A 16,767-nucleotide genomic window follows, 5' to 3' on the forward strand; every position below is an offset into this window, starting at 1 on the left:
CCAGCAAGGCCAACATCAAATCTGGTTCAGGCGCCGAGCACGCGACAAGCCTCAGCCGGCAAGGTCACCGACACCGGATTGCCAATGCTCAACCCAAACCCCTGACACGGCGTGCTCAACGCCGTAAACGACACCCCGGAACACTCGACCGTCGTTTCAATCGTCGCGCCGATATCCCGCACAAACGTCACCGTACCGAGCAACCGGTTCCCCGCCGTCGCTTGCGGATGGGACAGTTGCAGGTCTTCGGGGCGAATCAGCATTTTCACCTTCTCACCGACCACAATGCTGCTGCAGATCGGCACTTCCAGCGCATCGCCACCCGGCAAGCCAATCTTGCCGTTGCCCAGCGCCGTGGCCGGGAAGATGTTCCCCGAGCCGATAAAGTCCGCCACAAATTCGTTGGCCGGATGCCGGTAGATTTCAATCGGCGTGCCCACCTGCTGCACCCGATGCTCACCCAGTACCACCACGATATCGGCCATGGTCATCGCCTCGCGCTGATCGTGGGTCACCATGATCGTGGTGATGTTCAGGCGCTGTTGCAGCTGGCGGATTTCCACTTGCATCGACTCGCGCAGCTTGGCGTCGAGCGCCGACAGCGGTTCGTCCAGCAAGAGGATTTTCGGGTGGTTGGCAATCGCTCGGGCAATCGCCACGCGCTGGCGTTGACCGCCGGAGAGTTTCGCCACCGGGCGATCAATCATTTCCTGCAGTTGAATCAGCTCCAGCAACTCCACCACCCGCGCTTGCTGATCAGCCTTGCTGACGCCCCGCAGTTTCAGCGGATAGGCGATATTCTCCCCCACCGTCATGTGCGGAAACAGCGCCAGGGACTGGAACACCATGCCGAAATTGCGCTGATGCGCCGGCGTGTGGCCGATGTCTTCACCGTCCAGGCGAATCTCGCCGCCGCTGAGGGTTTCGAGCCCGGCGATCATCCGCAGCAAAGTGGTTTTACCGCAGCCCGACGGGCCGAGGAAACACACCAGTTTGCCTTCTGGCAAATGCAGGTTTACATCCTTTACCGCGCAGGCCGAGCCGTAATATTTCTCGACGTTTTCCAGAATCAGACCAGACATATGAATCACCTCAAGAAATCAGAACGAAACGCCACCTTCACCAACCAGCTTCTCCAACGCCCAGATCAGGACGAAGTCGATCAGCACGATCAGCACGGCAAACGAAAATACGGTGGGGTCGAGCGAAGACACGGTGCGGCTGTACATCCAGATCGGCACGGTCATGACGTCGATGGTGTAGAGGAAATAGGTCACGGTGAATTCGTTGAACGAGACAATGAACGCCAGCAGCATGCCTGCCAGGATCCCGGATTTCATCAACGGCACCACCACATCGATAATCGCCCGCAGCGGCGAAGCGCCGAGCATTTGCGCGGCCTCTTCGACTTCGCTGCCGATGGAGAGCATCGCCGCGGTGCAGTTCTTCACCACGAACGGCAAGGCCAGGATCACGTGGGCAATCACCAGCCGTGAGGTGGTCATTTGGAACGGCAGGCTATCGAACACCAGCAGCAACGCCAGGCCCAAAACCACCATCGGAAACACCAGCGGCAGCGACATCAGTTGCAGCGCCACGGCTTTGCCGCGGAACTCGCAACGGGTCAGCGCGTAAGCGGCCGGCACCGCGATAATCGTCGCAAACACCATGGTCAGGCACGCCACCATCAGGCTGGTGGTCATGGCTTTGCCCAGGCTCAGCACATCGCTGGAATCCGGCGACACGAAGGTGTGCCAGGCGGCCTTGTACCATTGCAGGCTGTAACTGCTTGGCGGGAAGTCGAGGTTCGACGCACCGCTGAACGACATCACAATCATGGTCAGGATCGGCAACACCGCCAACAGCAGGATGAAGCCAGAGAGGATGCCGGCGAACTTGCCGGTCTCGCCGGGCAACAGTCCATAACGCTTTTTGGTCAACGTGCTCATTGGGAAGCCTCCAGCATGCGCCGACGACGGCCAGTGATGAATTCGGACAAGGTCATGATCGCGAGGGTGGTGACGATCAGCACCACACCGGCAGCGGAGGCGGCAGGCCAGTTCATCAGCGGCGCGATCTGGTCATGCACCATCACCGCCAGCATTGGCACGCGACGCCCCCCGAGCAGCAAAGGCACCACGAAGCTGCTGGCGTTGTAGGCAAACACCAACGTCGCGCCCGTGATGATCCCCGGCATGCTCATCGGCAACACCACTTGGCGGAACACCTGGAAGCGACTCGCACCGAGGGTGGCGGCAGCTTCTTCGTAGGTCCGCGCAACGCCGCGCATGGCGCTGGCAATCGGCAGCACGGCCAGCGGGAACGCAGTTTGCACCAGGCCCATCAGCACGCCGTTCTGGTTGTAGAGCAGCATGATCGGGCGCTTGATCAGGCCCAGGCCCATCAGCGCCTGATTGAGCATCCCGCCCGGGCCGAGAATCACCAGCCAGCCGTAGCTTTGCAGCAGCAGGTTGACCAGCAACGGCAGCAGCACCGCGGCGAGGAAGATCCGTCGCACGAACGGCGAGGTCAGCCGCGACATGGTGTAGGCCACCGGGATCGCCAGCAGCACCGCGATCACCGCGCTGATCAGCGCCAGGCGCAGGGTCAGCAGCAAGGATTTGAGGTAATAGGGTTCGAGCAATTGGGCGTAACTGGCCAGGCTGAACCCGGTCCATTCCGCGCCTTTGGTGCCGACGCTCATGCGCAGCACCAGCAGACTGGCGGCAATCAGCACGCCCAGAAACAGCATCGACGGCGTGAGGAAAAACCAGGCACGCGCCGTCGGCGAAACACCCCGATTGGTGCGCGATGGAGCGGCGGCGACCGGATGAGTCAGAGGTTGGTGTTCCATAGCAAGGGTCTCGTCAATGGAAAGCAGCTGAGCGAGCACAAGACTTGAAACCACATTGGCCCCTTGTGGGAGCGAGCCTGCTCGCGATAGCGATCTGTCAGTCGACATCAATGCTGAATGTCAGACCGCAATCGCTAGCAGGCTAGCTCCCACAGGGATTTGCAGTGTTCTGAAGACTTGTGTTCGTCACTCGATCAGGAAGAAAAGATTTCCGTGTAACGACGAATCCATTTGTCATGCACGGAGGCCAGGAAGGCGTTGTCGTGCATGATCGCTTTCTCGGCAATCTGCTCCGGCGTGAGGATGTACGGGCTCTTGCGCGCTTCGGCGGAGATGATCGCCTTGGCATTGACCGGACCGTTGTAAATGTCCTCGGCCATCTTGCCCTGCACCAGCGGGTCCAGAGAGTGGTTGATGAAGGCGTAGACCAGATCGGTATCGCCCGGACGATTCTTCGGCATCACCGAGAGCATCAGGTCGGTGTAGAAACCTTCCTTCATGCCAAACGTGGCGCCCAGGCCGTAGGCCGGATCGCGAATCTGTTTCGGGAAGAAGGCCGGCGCGTACAGGCCACCCATGTCCAGGGAACCGGTGCGGAACAGTTCGGCGATCTGGTTCGGGTTTTCGCCCAGGGTCACCACACGATCTTTCAGCTCGGCGAGTTTCTTGAAGCCCGGCTCGATGTTGTGCTCGTCACCACCGGCCAGTTTGGCGGCGATGATGATCAGGTCCATCGCTTCGGTCCAGTTCGGCGGCGGCAGGAAGATGTTCGGCGACAGCTCGGCGTCCCACAGGGCGGCGTAACTGTCCGGTGCTTCCTTGATGGTGCGGGTGCTGTAGACCAGGCTGTTGCACCACAACAGGTAACCGATGCCGTGGCCATTGGCGCCGGTGCGGTATTTCTCCGGCACGTCGACCAGGTTGGGGATGCGGTTGAGGTCGGGTTTTTCCAGCAGGTTGGCCGCGGCCAAACCTTCTGCTCCGACGCCGGCCAGGGTGATGATGTCGTACTGCGGACGATCACCAGCGGCCTTGAGTTTGGCGACCATTTCCGAGGTGCTGCCGGTGCGGTCAGCGATGACCTTGCAGCCGTACTTGTCTTCGAAGGTTGCCGCGATGTTGCGCAATGCAGCAAGGCCGGTGTCATCGGACCAGGTCAGCAAGCGCAGGGTCTTGCCCTGGAAGCGCGTGTCGCTGGCATTCGCCTTGACGAAGGGCAAGCTCATGGCCGCCGCTGCCACCGAGGCCACGCCCACGGTTTTGATGAATTGACGTCTGTTTAGATCATGCTCGCCCATTACGGACTCCCTTTGTTTTTGTAGGTATAAGGCAGGTCGAAACTGTTGCATCCGCGCGCCTGGATCAGCGTTATCCCTCGTATTTTCGGGGGTTTGGCTGAACCAGTGAGTTCATCCTGAGGTCGTGCAAAACACCTGACTATCGATAAAAACTCATCGAAGCCATGACACCAGCGCATGCCTCATGTGGGAGCGAGCCTGCTCGCGAAAGGCGCATGAGCGACGCGGGCTTTCTGACCCCCCGCGTTATCGTTAACGTCCATCGCGAGCAGGCTCGCTCCTACAATGAAAGGCGTCAGACGGCGCGAATTACGTGTTTGATTTCCTGGAAAGCCTGCAAGCCCCACGGCCCCAATTCGCGGCCGATGCTGCTCTGTTTGTAGCCACCCCAGGCGGTCTGCGGGAAGATCACTTGCGGCGCGTTGATCCACACGAGCCCCGCCTGCAAGGCGTTGGCGACCCGATCGGCTGCTTCGTTATCACGGGTGACCACGCTGGCGACCAGACCGAACTGACTGTCGTTGGCCAGGGCAATCGCCTCGGCTTCGCAAGCAAAACTGCGCACGCAGATCACCGGCCCGAAAATCTCTTCACACCACAACGCACTGTCGAGGGGCACTTCGGTGAAAATCGTCGGCTGCAAAAAATATCCGCGCGGCAGGTCTGCAGGGCGATTGCCGCCGCAAATCAGCTTGGCGCCGGCACTCAAACCGCGATCGATGTGGCCGAGCACGCGTTGGTATTGCGCCTGATTGACCAGCGCGCCCATTTCGACGTTCGGGTCGAACGGGTCGGCGACGCGAATGGCTTCGGTACGAGCCTTCAAACGAATGAGGAATTCATCCGCCAGTTCGTCAGCGACCAGCACGCGGCTGGTGGCCGAACACATTTGACCGGCATTGAAGAAACCGCCGCCACAGGCCACTTCCACGGCCAGTCCGATGTCGGCATCGGCCAACACCAGCAGCGAGGATTTGCCGCCCAGTTCCAGGCTCACGCCTTTGACGGTTTCCGCTGCGCGTTGCATGACCTGCACACCGACCGCGTTGCTGCCGGTGAAGGAGATTTTGGCAATGCGCGGGTCGGCCGACAGCGGCGCGCCGACGGCCAGGCCCGTGCCGCAGACCAGGTTGAACACACCGGCTGGCAAGCCAGCCTCGGCGATGATCGTCGCCAGTTCCAGCTCCGGCAGCGGGGTGACTTCGGACGGCTTGAGTACCACGCAGCAACCGGCGGCCAGCGCCGGGGCGAGTTTCCAGGCGGTGGTGACCATCGGGAAATTCCACGGCACGATCAGGCCGACCACGCCGCACGGTTCACGGCGCACACGAGCGCTGAAATCGTCGGTGGGCAGCTCGACGTTGCTGTCCTGCTTGGCATCGAGGCCTTCGGCGAGACCGGCGTAATACTCGAAGGTGGCGACCACGTCATCGACGTCAATGGCGGCTTCGAACAGCGGTTTGCCGTTGTTGCTCGACTGCAACTTCATCAAGTGTTCACGCCCGGCCTGAACGCCCGCAGCGATCCGGCGCAGGATCGCGCCGCGCTCAGTGCCGGTGGTTTTCGACCAGTCACCGAAGGCCTTGGTGGCGGCGGTGACGGCTTGATCGACGGCTTTTTCATCGCCGCCATTCACGGTGGTCAACAGGGCTTCGGTGGCCGGGTTGATCACGCGCAAATGTTCGTTACCGGCCGACCATTGGCCGTCGATGTAGAGGCCGTCGAGAGTGGTAGGAAAATTCATTTCGACACCGCCTTCATCCACTGGGTCTGATCGATTTCAATCAGCGTCGGGCCTTGGCGGTCGGCGGCAGTACGCAGTGCGCTGCGCAGTTGCTCGACACCGTTGACCGCTTCGGCCGCACAGCCCAGCGCCTTGGCGACACCGATGAAGTCCGGGGTGTAGATGTCCACGCCCACCGGCTCGATGGCGCGGTTGACCATGTATTTCTTGATCTCTTCGTAGCCCTGGTTATTCCACAGCAGGACGATCACCGGGGTGCGCGCTTCAACTGCGCTGGCCAGTTCCGGCAGGGTGAATTGCAGGCCGCCGTCACCGATCAGACAAACAACCGGAGGACGCGCACCGCCTTCAACGCTGCCGCCGAGCCAGGCGCCAATGGCCGCCGGCAAGGCGTAACCGAGGGTGCCGTAACCGGTGGACGAGTTGAACCAGCGACGCGGGCGTTCCGGGTTGAAGGTCAGGTTGCCGGTGTACACCGGCTGGGTCGAATCGCCGACGAAGACCGCGTCTGGCAGTTCGTGCAGGACGGTTTCGAGGAAGCGGGTCTGGGCCAGGGTCGGCGCATCCCAGGTGGCGGCGAGTTCTTCGCGCAGACGGGCAGCGCGGACCTGACCCCAATCGTTGCGGCGCTCGACCAGCGAGTGTTTGGACAGCTCGCCGAGCAAGGCCTGCGCGGCGTTGCGTGAGTCAGCCACCAGGGCGACTTTCGGCGGGTAATTGCGCACGGTCTGGTCGGGGTCGATGTCCACCCGCAGCAGCACGCCGGGAATCTCGAAACCGCCGGCAAACGTGACGTCGTAATCGGTCTCGGCCAGTTCGGTGCCGATGGCCAATACCACGTCGGCCTCGGCCACCAAGGCACGGGTCGCGACCAGGCTTTGGGTCGAACCGATCAGCAGCGGGTGATTGGATTCGAGCATGCCTTTGGCATTGATGGTCAGGGCCACTGGCGCGTCCAGCAGTTCGGCCAGTTCAGTCAGCTCGGCGGCCGCATCGATGGCACCGCCACCGGCCAGAATCAGTGGGCGCTTGGCACCGGCCAACAGCGCGGTCATGCGGCTGATGGCGCTCGGCGAAGCACCGGCACGGTCGATGTTGACCGGCAGACTGGTGAGCAAGTCGTCGGCTTCTTCGACCAAAACGTCCAACGGAATTTCGATGTGAACAGGACGCGGACGACCGGCCTGGAACAGTGCGAAAGCACGCGCCAGCACGACTGGCAATTCAGCCGCCGACATCAGGGTGTGGGAGAACGCTGCCACGCCGCCGACCAAAGCGCTCTGGTTCGGCAGCTCGTGGAGCTTGCCGCGACCGCCGCCCAACTGGCTGCGCGATTGCACGCTGGAGATCACCAACATCGGGATCGAGTCGGCATAAGCCTGGCCCATCGCGGTGGTGATGTTGGTCATGCCAGGGCCGGTGATGATGAAGCACACACCCGGTTTGCCGCTGGTGCGCGCATAACCGTCGGCCATGAAACCGGCGCCCTGTTCGTGACGCGGCGTGACGTGGTTGATGCTCGAACGGGCCAGCCCGCGATACAGCTCCACGGTATGAACCCCGGGAATACCGAACACCTGCTCGACCCCGTAATCTTCGAGTAACTTGACCAATACTTCGCCGCACGTCGCCATGTCTTTGCCCTTTTTGTTCGTTTGAGACGCCGGGCCTGCGCAGTGTTTATGATGCGTGGGCAGGTCCAGGGATGGCCTCATTGGAACGGGCGACACGTAGCCGCAACAATGGATAAAAAGTCATACTAGCCATGTCCTCACGTCATACCTTGGATCCCAATGAAACGATTGCCTCCCCTGCCGGCGCTGCACACTTTTCTGATCACCGCGCAGTGCTGCAACTTCACCCGGGCCGCCGAACAGCTGTACATCACCCAGGGCGCGGTGAGCCGGCAGATCGCCGGGCTGGAAGAACATCTGGGTTATGAATTGTTTATCCGCCAGGCGCGGGGCCTGGACCTGACCGCCGAAGGGCGGGAATGGCTGCCACGGGTCCAGCAGATTTTCGTCTTGATCGACGAGGCGGTCGAGCAGATCGGCGAGAAGCGCAAAACCCTGCAACTCAAGGCGCCAACGTGCGTGATGCGCTGGTTGTTGCCGCGCCTGGTGCAGTGGCAACGGGAGCGCCCGGATGTGCCGGTGGAATTGACCACCACGGTGAAACACGGCGTGGATTTTCATCGCGAGCAGTTCGATGCGGCGGTGATCTATGGCGTTCCGCCGGAGACGTCACTGACGTCCCATCGGCTGTTCGATGAGCAACTGACGCCGGTCTGCTCCCGGCCGTACCTCGAAGGGCCGGTGCCGTTGCAGGCGCCGGAGGATCTGGAACAACACATGCTGTTGCACCCGACCCGCGACGAACGCGACTGGAAAGCCTGGCTGGCCAGCGCCGATATTCGCTTGAGCAATGTCGGCAAGGGTCAGCATTTCGAAACCCTGGACCTGGCGATGTCGATGGCGTCCCAGGGGACCGGTGTGGCGATTGGAGATTGGTCGTTGATTGGCGACGATCTGAGCGCCGGGCGGCTGGTCATGCCGTTTGAATTGAAGGTGAAAACGGGTTTGGCGTATTACCTGGTGTTCCCGGAAAAACCCGGGCCTTCGCCGAAGTTGCGCGAGTTGATGGGGTGGTTGGTGGAGCAGGCTCAATCGCGCTGAGCCTTGCGCTGAACTGCACCCTGTAGCAGCTGGCGAAGCCTGCGTTCGGCTGCGCAGCAGTCGTAAAACCATACACCGCGGTGTGCCAGGAAAACCGTGGATACAGGGTTTACGACTGCTGCGCAGCCGAACGCAGGCTTCGCCAGCTGCTACAGGTTTGTGGTGTTGCGGGGATCAGTATCCGACTGTGAACCGCTGCCGAGAGTGCTTCGGCGCTTCCACTTCATCGATCATCGCAATCGCATAATCGGCAAAGGTGATCCAGCTCCGCCCTGCACCGCTCACCAGCAAATCATCCTTGCCCACCCGAAACGCCCCCGTGCGCTCACCTTCCACAAACTCCGCCGACGGTGACAGAAAGGTCCAGTCCAGATCCTGTTCCTGACGCAGGTTCTCCAGAAACAAAGCCCCGGCACTGGCCTCTGCCTTGTACGCCTCCGGAAAGCCCTTGCTGTCGATGACGCGAGTGCCATCCGGCAGCAACAACGAACCCGCACCGCCCACCACCAGCAAGCGTTTCACCCCTGCCTTTTTTACCGGGCCCACGACGGCGCTTGCCGGAAGGGTCGCGAAGTGCGCCGCGCTGATCACCACTTCATGACCCGCGACGGCCGCTTGCAACGCTTTGGCATCAAGGGCATCGACGTTCCTGGCCACCACACCGGCACGCGGGGTGATCTTCGACGTGTCACGGGCGATTGCCGTGACGCTATGACCACGACGCAGGGCTTCTTCCAGCAGTTGGCTGCCGGCACGGCCGGTGGCACCGATGATTGCGATTTTGCTCATGACGTTCTCCAGTTGGCTTGGGTATATCTGACGTTTGCAGCGAGTGCGATAACGCAATCCTGTGGCGAGGGAGCTTGCTCCCGTTCGGCTGCGCAGCAGTCGTAAACCTGAGAATGCTCTGTGGCTGACACACTGCAGGGGAGCGCTTCGCACTCCAGCGGGAGCAAGCTCCCTCGCCACAAAGGCCCTTCAGTCACTCAATCCGGTTACCACTTCATCTCGCCCTTGGCGACTTTCGCGCTCAGCTCCAGCGAGCTCACTTCGCCCACTGCCGGGAAGCGTTTTTTCATCGCGGCGATCAGCGCGGCGGAGTCTTTGGCCTTGGCGGTTTCTTCGTCGAAGGCCTTGATGTAATCGGCGGTGAACTGCACAGCAGCCAGCGAACGGGCGCTCTCACCGAGATAATGCCCCGGCACAATGGTTTTCGGCTTCAAGGTTTCGATGGCGTGCAGCGTAGTCAACCAATCGGCGTGGGATTGCGCGGTTTGGGTGTCGGCCATCCACACGTGGATGTTTTCTGCGACGACCACGCCACCGACGACAGCCTTGATCGACGGGATCCACACAAAGGTCCGGTCCGGCTGCTTGCCGTTCAGGCCCACCACCTGCAACTTCTGCCCTTCAAGCATCAGGCTGTCGCCCTTGAGTACGCCGGGCACGATGGTTTTGGCTGGCACGTCGGCGCCCATCTTCGGCCCCCAGAACGCCAGTTTGCCGTCGACGGTGTGCTTGATGTGATCAACGGTTGGCTGCGAGGCGAGCACTTTGGCGTTCGGGAACGCGGCGGTCAGGGTGTCGAGGCCGAAGTAGTAATCCGGGTCACCGTGGCTGATGTAGATGGTGGTCAGTTGCTTGCCGCTGGCGCGGATCTTCTCGACCACTTGTTCGGCCTGGGATTTGCCGAATTGCGCGTCGACCAGAATCGCTTCTTTTTCGCCGCTGACCAGGACCGAGGTCACCGGGAAGATCGCCTTGTCACCCGGGTTGTACACGTCCAGGGTCAGGGTCGACGCCGCAGCGGCGTGGGCCGCAAAGCCGAGGGTGGCGGTGGCCAGCAAAATGCGCTTGAGAGAGGTGAAGCCGATCATCTGTTGCTCCGTGGTCCGAATGCCGTGTCTGGCGATGGGGACAGAGCTTAGTTGCCTGACTCAGTACAAAAAATGCGATGCTTGAACATAGTTTGTTTCTGAAAGCGGGCAAATCATGGATCGTCTACAAGCAATGCGGGTGTTCGTCTCAGTGGTCGACCTCGGCAGCCAATCGGCCGCCGCCGATCATCTGGACCTGTCACGGCCGGTGGTTTCGCGTTACCTGGCGGAGCTGGAAGACTGGGTCGGCGCACGCCTGATGCACCGCACCACACGCAAATTGAGCCTGACCGCCGCTGGCAGTGAAATCCTGCCTCGCTGCCGGCAGATGCTCGACTTGTCCACCGACATGCAAGCCGCTGTCAGCGAGCCGGACGAGGCGCCCCGCGGCCTGTTGCGCATCAGCGTCAGCACCTCGTTCGGCCAGGCGCAACTCGCGGATGCCATGGCGGCTTACGTCAAACGCTATCCCGGTGTCAGCATCGACATGCAGATGCTCGACCGCACCGTGAACCTGGTGGATGAACGCATCGACCTGGCGATCCGTACGAGCAACGATCTTGACCCAAACCTGATCGCCCGACGGCTGACGGTCTGCCGCTCGGTGATCTGCGCCTCCCCCGCTTACCTGCGCGAACACCCGACACCGCAACGGGTCGAGGACCTGAGCCAGCACAACTGCCTGACTCACTCCTACTTCGGTAAAAGTCTCTGGCATTTCGAAGAGGACGGCGAGCCGGTGTCGGTGCCGGTACAGGGCAATATCAGCGCCAACGAGGCCAGTACGCTGCTGCGCGCAACCCTCGCCGGGGCTGGCGTGGCTATGCTGCCCAGTTATCAGGCGGGCGTGCATATCCACAGTGGCGAGCTGATTCGCCTGCTGCCCCACGCCGAGCCACGGCAGATGAGCGTGTACGCGGTGTACGCCTCACGCAAACACATGCCGGCGGCGCTACGCAGCATGCTGGATTTCCTGGTGCTCAGATTCCCCGAAGAACCGCAGTGGGATATTGGTCTTTAACAGGACCCAATGTGGGAGCGAGCCTGCTCGCCATGACGGTCTTCTGACATCTCTGTTGCCTGACACTCCGCTATCGCGAGCAGGCTCACTCCTACAGGGGATATCAGTGTTCTGAATGGCGGGTTACATACGCAAGACGTGTTACTGGCAACTCACCCGCGCTGACCTATGCTGAAAGGAGTACCGAAGGGTATTCGTTCAGAGGTCAACGCCATGAACATCAAAACAAGAAGATACCTCGCCATTTTCGTCACCTGCGCCGCGACGTTGGCGCTGTATGGCACCGCCGCCTGGCGTGTCGAGCAGTTGCGACAACTGCCCCGTGAAACCGCGAGTTGTAACTACGAGCATTGCATTCCCCACAACGCGACCCTCAACGCCCTTCGGTAACGAAGGCGGTCAGGCCTCGTTGTCCTGATCGGCCTTCAAGCGGTCGCGAAAAGCCTTGGGCGAAATCCCCACCCGGCGTCGGAACAGGCGCGTGAAGTTGGTTGGATCGGAAAATCCCAACACATCGGACATTTCGTAAATGGTCATGCTGGTGTAGGTCAGCAAGCGCTTGGCCTCCAGCAGCTGGCGCTCGTGCATGATCTGCAACGCCGGTTGCCCCGCCAGCTCACGGCAGGTGCCATTGAGGTGGGACACGGAAATCCCCAGCCGATGCGCCAGATCCTCGACCTTGACGTGCTGGCGGTACGTCTCTTCCACCAGCTGGATAAATCCGTTGAGGTATTCCCGGGCCCGTTGCGGACGCTGACTGGCGGCGCGGCGTGTAATCACCTGACGGCTGACCCAGACCATGATCACGCTGACCAGCGAATGCATGAGCATCTCGCGCGCGGGCTGGTGGCCGGTGTATTCGTCTTGCAGCGCCGAAAACAGACTGTTGAGGTAGTCGCTTTCCTTGCCCGCCGGGTAACTTTCGGCAAGAGCCAGCGTGTTCACCGAGTTGCCCAGTTGCGCCTGAAGATGGGCAACCAGCGGCGCGGCGAGGGTCACGACGAATCCTTCGACGTCCTCGGAAAACCGGTAACCATGCACCGATAACGGCGGCAGGATCAGGATCGCCGGTTCAGTCAGTTGCGTCTGTTTGCCTTCGATTTCAAGCTCTGCCTGACCTTTGAATACGAAGAGCAACTGGCACAAATCGGCGTGACGGTGGGGTTTGATTTCCCATTGGTGTTCGCGGCTGCGTTTGGAAATGGTTTCACAGTGCAGCAAGTCGGGGGTCGGCCAGTCCAGGCTTTCACCGTAGAGCTTGAACACTGGAATCGAAGGCAGGTCAGGCTTGTTCATCACTTCAATCCAGGCCTCAAAGGGTTACGGGCGATAATCGCACCGATTGGCAGAATGTACAGGTATCGGCTCAGTTTTCACCTTCAATTGACAGACCCGCAAGGGAAAAATGCAAGCACTCGATCCATAAAAATCATTCACCGGCCGTGGTCGCGTGAAGCTTGCGAGTCATAACAACAATGAAAATGCTGAAAACCCAAATCGCTATCATCGGCGCCGGCCCCTCCGGTTTGCTGCTCGGCCAGTTGCTGCATAACGCTGGAATCGACACCCTGATCCTCGAACGCCAGACCCCGGATTATGTGCTCGGGCGCATTCGCGCCGGTGTCCTTGAACAAGGCATGGTAGAGCTGTTGCGGCAGGCCGGGGTGGGTCAGCGCATGGACGCCGAAGGGCTGGTCCATGGTGGTTTCGAACTGGCCCTCGACGGGCGCCGGGTGCACATCGATCTGCAAGCCCTGACCGGTGGCAAAACGGTGATGATCTATGGCCAGACCGAAGTCACCCGCGACCTGATGTCCGCTCGTCGGGAGGCTGGCGCGCAGACCATTTACCAGGCTGCCAACGTCGTACCGCACGGGATGAAAACCGCAGAAGCGTTCGTGACGTTTGAGAAGGATGGCGAAACGTATCGCCTTGATTGCGACTACATCGCCGGGTGCGACGGTTTCCATGGCGTGGCGCGACAGTCGATTCCCGCGGATTGCCTGAAGGTCTTCGAGCGGGTCTATCCGTTCGGCTGGCTCGGCATTCTCGCCGATACGCCGCCGGTTCACGAAGAGTTGGTCTACGCCCGCCACGAGCGTGGATTTGCCCTGTGCAGCATGCGCTCGGCGACCCGCACCCGTTATTACCTCCAGGTGCCGGCGGACGAGAAGGTCGAGGACTGGTCGGATCAGCGCTTCTGGGAAGAGCTCAAATCGCGTCTGCCTTCTACGTTGGCCGAATCTCTGGTGACCGGGCCGTCGATCGAAAAGAGCATCGCTCCGCTGCGCAGTTTTGTGGTCGAACCGATGCAGTACGGACGGATGTTCCTGGTCGGCGACGCCGCGCACATCGTCCCGCCTACCGGCGCCAAGGGCCTGAACCTGGCGGCCAGCGACGTCAGCACCTTGTTCACGATTTTGCTGAAGGTTTACAGTGAGGGGCGTCTGGATTTGCTGGAAAAGTATTCCGAGATCTGCCTGCGCCGGGTCTGGAAAGCCGAACGGTTTTCCTGGTGGATGACCTCGATGCTGCACCGTTTCGATGATCACGATGCCTTTAGTCAGCGCATCAACGAGTCGGAGCTGGACTATTTCGTGCACTCCGAGGCCGGTCGAAAAACCATTGCAGAAAATTACGTCGGGCTTCCTTACGAGGCTATCGAATAGCTTGCTACCGACTTACACTGGCGAGCATCCCCGCTCGCCTTGCTCCTTGCGGGTCAATCACTGTCCGCAGGTTTTTACCCGTGACCAATCTCAACCAGCCTGAAACGCCTAAACCGGCCATTCGCAGCGTGTTGATCGCCCTGATGCTGGCGATCTTTCTTGGCGCACTGGACCAGACCATCGTCGCCGTTTCAATGCCGGCCATTTCCGCGCAATTCAAGGACGTCAGCCTGCTGGCCTGGGTGATTTCCGGCTACATGGTGGCGATGACCGTGGCGGTGCCGATCTACGGCAAACTCGGCGACCTGTATGGCCGACGCCAGTTGATGCTGTTCGGCATGGGGCTGTTCACCCTTGCCTCGCTGTTCTGCGGCATGGCCCAGAGCATGGAGCAACTGGTGCTGGCGCGGATCATTCAAGGCATCGGCGCAGGCGGGATGATTTCGGTCAGCCAGGCGATCATCGGCGACATTGTCCCGCCCCGGGAGCGCGGTCGCTATCAAGGTTATTTCAGCAGCATGTACGCCGTGGCCAGTGTTGCCGGCCCAGTGCTTGGCGGCTACATGACCGAATACCTGTCCTGGCGCTGGGTGTTTCTGATCAACCTGCCGCTGGGCATCGGTGCCTGGCTGGTGGCCAATCGCACGCTGGTGGGGTTGCCCGTACCACAACGCAAACCGATCATCGATTACCTCGGCACGTTGCTGATGATCATCGGTTTGACCGCATTGCTGCTGGGCATCACCCAAGTCGGTCAGGGCCACTCGTGGCGCAGCGCCGAAGTGCTGGGCCTGCTCGGGTGTGCGGTGTTGGTGCTGGCGCTGTTCGTCTGGCATGAACGCCGGGCGCGGGAGCCGTTGCTGCCGATGCACCTGTTCGCCAACCGCAACGCAATCCTGTGCTGGTGCACGATTTTCTTCACCAGTTTCCAGGCCATCTCGCTGATCGTGCTGATGCCGCTGCGCTTCCAGAGCGTCACCGGCGCCGGGGCCGACAGCGCCGCGCTGCACCTGTTGCCACTGGCCATGGGCTTGCCGATCGGGGCTTATTTCGCCGGACGCCGCACGTCGGTGACGGGACGCTACAAACCGATGATCCTGGCCGGCGCGATCCTCATGCCGATCTCGATTCTCGGCATGGCGTTCAGTCCGCCCCAGGCTTTCGTCCTCAGCAGCCTGTTTATGTTGCTCAGTGGGATCGCCGGTGGCATGCAATTCCCGACGTCTCTGGTCGGGACGCAGAACTCGGTGGAGCAACGGGATATCGGCGTCGCCACTAGCACCACCAACCTGTTCCGCTCGCTGGGCGGCGCGGTGGGGGTGGCGTTGATGTCGGCGCTGCTGCTGGCGTTACTGCAGGACTCGAGCTTCGCCCACCTGGCCGGCTCGTCGATGATTGCCGAGGGCAGTTCGGGGAATGTGTTGCTGGATGGTTTGAACGCTGCGCCGGGGGATGCGCAGAACGCCTTGCGCGCCGAGTTGCTGCTGACCTTCCAGCATTTGTTGATGGTCAGTGCGGCGGTGTCGCTGTTGGGGTTGGCGGCGGCGGTGGCGATGCCGAATATGTTGTTACGAGGGCGTGAAGACAAGGTTCAATAGAGGGACCGAGTCGCCGGCCATCGCGAGCAGGCTCGCTCCCACAATGGATCTTTGTCGTCCACAAATGCTGTGAGCGCTGGAGATCTACTGTGGGAGCGAGCCTGCTCGCGATGGCGTTCTCACAGACACCCATGAATCAAGGGCTGTAATACCCGACAGCCACCAGAAAATGCCCGACCTTTTTCAGGTAGGCATGCTTGTCTTCAACCTTGCCGGTCACCGGGTTTTTCCAGCGGTATTCGTATTCGCCGTAATCCTGTTTGGCGATCAATGCCAGGATCGGCTCGCCCACCGGTTTGCCTTCCGGGTCCTTGATCTTGCCGAAGTCGGTGTTGATCAGCCGCAAGGTGGTGCCGTGGGCCACATAACGCTGGGTGTTCAGGTCGACGACGAACACGTAAAGGTCATCCTGCAAGTAACCGCCCTTCAGGGAGTTGATCGCGGTCAGCGTGCCCTTTTCGTCCTTGGCCAGATCGGTCGCCGCTTTGTTCAGCAAGGCCATCGCCTGCTCCGCTGACGCCCGTGGCAAGTAGTAACCCACGGCCAGAATCCGCTGGCCAACGCGCTGATAGAACACATGCTTGCGCTCGACCTTGCCGTCGGACCAGTTCTGCCAGCGATATTCGGCCTGCTGAATGCCATTGCCCTCCGGCACGTTCAAGGCGTCCTTGAAGGCTTTCTGCAAATCCGGCCCGAGGGTTTCAGACACATCACGCCTGATCAACGCCGAAGACGGCCCGCCGCTGGCGAGCATCACGCCCTTGGTATCGACCACGAAGACGTAACGATCCTTGTCGACAAACTCGCCCTGGCGGCTGAAAGCTGCGAAGGCCTTGTCGCCGTTGTCGTGGTAGTAGGCCAGGGCTTTTTCCAGCAAGGCCTTGGCGGCCTGGCTGTCGTCCTTTTCCGTAGTGGCGGCCTGAACCTGCCCCAGGCACATCAAGAGCATTGCGCCCAGCACGGCTAATTTGTGCAGCCCCCCCATAATGCATCCCTCGTTCTTGTCGGTGTTTCAAGAGCGTAGACGGGTT

General features: G+C 60.9%; 15 protein-coding genes. 5 read left to right on the forward strand and 10 right to left on the reverse strand.

Annotated elements, in window-relative coordinates:
- Positions 1-26: 26 nt before the first annotated feature.
- The 6 genes from ACA070_RS24145 to ACA070_RS24170 all read right to left on the reverse strand — a co-directional run bounded on the left by ACA070_RS24145 (position 27) and on the right by ACA070_RS24170 (position 7,530).
- The gene (locus ACA070_RS24145; RefSeq protein ID WP_497448620.1) at positions 27-1,082 is read right to left on the reverse strand and encodes an ABC transporter ATP-binding protein; all 1,056 of its coding nucleotides are present in this window, start codon (positions 1,080-1,082) and stop codon (positions 27-29) included.
- Between the two features lie 18 nt (positions 1,083-1,100).
- The gene (locus ACA070_RS24150) at positions 1,101-1,949 is read right to left on the reverse strand and encodes an ABC transporter permease (protein ID WP_497448621.1); all 849 of its coding nucleotides are present in this window, start codon (positions 1,947-1,949) and stop codon (positions 1,101-1,103) included.
- Positions 1,946-2,854 (reverse strand): ABC transporter permease, encoded by a 909-nt coding sequence (locus tag ACA070_RS24155; protein ID WP_497448622.1) that lies wholly within the window; start codon positions 2,852-2,854, stop codon positions 1,946-1,948. The genes ACA070_RS24150 and ACA070_RS24155 overlap by 4 nt, the downstream gene beginning before the upstream one ends.
- Before the next feature lie 194 nt (positions 2,855-3,048).
- A complete protein-coding gene (locus ACA070_RS24160) occupies positions 3,049-4,152 on the reverse strand; it encodes an extracellular solute-binding protein (RefSeq protein ID WP_497448623.1) in 1,104 nt (367 codons plus the stop codon).
- Positions 4,153-4,447: 295 nt separating this feature from the next.
- Positions 4,448-5,896 carry an aldehyde dehydrogenase family protein gene (locus ACA070_RS24165; RefSeq protein ID WP_497448624.1) on the reverse strand — a complete coding sequence of 483 codons (1,449 nt, stop codon included), beginning with the start codon at positions 5,894-5,896 and terminating at the stop codon, positions 4,448-4,450.
- Positions 5,893-7,530, reverse strand: a complete 1,638-nt coding sequence (locus tag ACA070_RS24170; protein ID WP_497448625.1) for a 5-guanidino-2-oxopentanoate decarboxylase — start codon at positions 7,528-7,530, stop codon at positions 5,893-5,895. Before ACA070_RS24170 ends, ACA070_RS24165 begins: the two co-directional genes overlap by 4 nt.
- 159 nt (positions 7,531-7,689) lie before the next feature.
- Here ACA070_RS24170 and ACA070_RS24175 point away from each other — a divergent pair, with 159 nt between their 5' ends.
- Positions 7,690-8,571, forward strand: coding sequence for a LysR substrate-binding domain-containing protein (locus ACA070_RS24175; protein ID WP_497448626.1), 882 nt, complete (start codon positions 7,690-7,692; stop codon positions 8,569-8,571).
- A 174-nt stretch (positions 8,572-8,745) separates the two neighbouring features.
- Here ACA070_RS24175 and ACA070_RS24180 read toward each other — a convergent pair whose 3' ends face one another.
- Both ACA070_RS24180 and ACA070_RS24185 read right to left on the reverse strand, forming a co-directional pair.
- Entirely contained in the window at positions 8,746-9,360 is a 615-nt protein-coding gene (locus ACA070_RS24180) for an NAD(P)-dependent oxidoreductase (protein WP_497448627.1), read from the reverse strand.
- 206 nt (positions 9,361-9,566) lie between these two features.
- On the reverse strand, positions 9,567-10,448 hold the full coding sequence (locus ACA070_RS24185) for an MBL fold metallo-hydrolase (protein ID WP_497448628.1): 882 nt from the start codon (positions 10,446-10,448) through the stop codon (positions 9,567-9,569).
- 115 nt (positions 10,449-10,563) lie between these two features.
- Here ACA070_RS24185 and ACA070_RS24190 point away from each other — a divergent pair, with 115 nt between their 5' ends.
- Together ACA070_RS24190 and ACA070_RS24195 are read left to right on the forward strand one after the other, a co-directional pair.
- Complete coding sequence (locus ACA070_RS24190) at positions 10,564-11,469, forward strand: LysR family transcriptional regulator (RefSeq protein ID WP_497448629.1); 906 nt, start codon at positions 10,564-10,566, stop codon at positions 11,467-11,469.
- A gap of 213 nt (positions 11,470-11,682) precedes the next feature.
- Positions 11,683-11,859: a hypothetical protein gene (locus tag ACA070_RS24195; RefSeq protein ID WP_462028452.1), complete on the forward strand. Its 177-nt coding sequence runs from the start codon at positions 11,683-11,685 to the stop codon at positions 11,857-11,859.
- A gap of 9 nt (positions 11,860-11,868) precedes the next feature.
- Here the strand turns inward: ACA070_RS24195 and ACA070_RS24200 are convergent, their stop codons facing one another.
- A complete protein-coding gene (locus tag ACA070_RS24200; RefSeq protein ID WP_497448630.1) occupies positions 11,869-12,765 on the reverse strand; it encodes a helix-turn-helix domain-containing protein in 897 nt (298 codons plus the stop codon).
- A 188-nt stretch (positions 12,766-12,953) separates the two neighbouring features.
- On the opposite strand from ACA070_RS24200, the gene pobA reads away from it, so the two are divergent.
- Together pobA and ACA070_RS24210 are read left to right on the forward strand one after the other, a co-directional pair.
- Complete coding sequence (gene pobA / locus ACA070_RS24205; RefSeq protein ID WP_497452014.1) at positions 12,954-14,138, forward strand: 4-hydroxybenzoate 3-monooxygenase; 1,185 nt, start codon at positions 12,954-12,956, stop codon at positions 14,136-14,138.
- Between the two features lie 80 nt (positions 14,139-14,218).
- Positions 14,219-15,736 carry an MDR family MFS transporter gene (locus ACA070_RS24210; RefSeq protein WP_497448631.1) on the forward strand — a complete coding sequence of 506 codons (1,518 nt, stop codon included), beginning with the start codon at positions 14,219-14,221 and terminating at the stop codon, positions 15,734-15,736.
- 136 nt (positions 15,737-15,872) lie between these two features.
- Here ACA070_RS24210 and ACA070_RS24215 read toward each other — a convergent pair whose 3' ends face one another.
- A complete protein-coding gene (locus ACA070_RS24215) occupies positions 15,873-16,721 on the reverse strand; it encodes a cache domain-containing protein (RefSeq protein ID WP_497448632.1) in 849 nt (282 codons plus the stop codon).
- Positions 16,722-16,767 lie beyond the last annotated feature (46 nt).

It is taken from the genome of Pseudomonas sp. LBUM1678, from assembly GCF_059695575.1.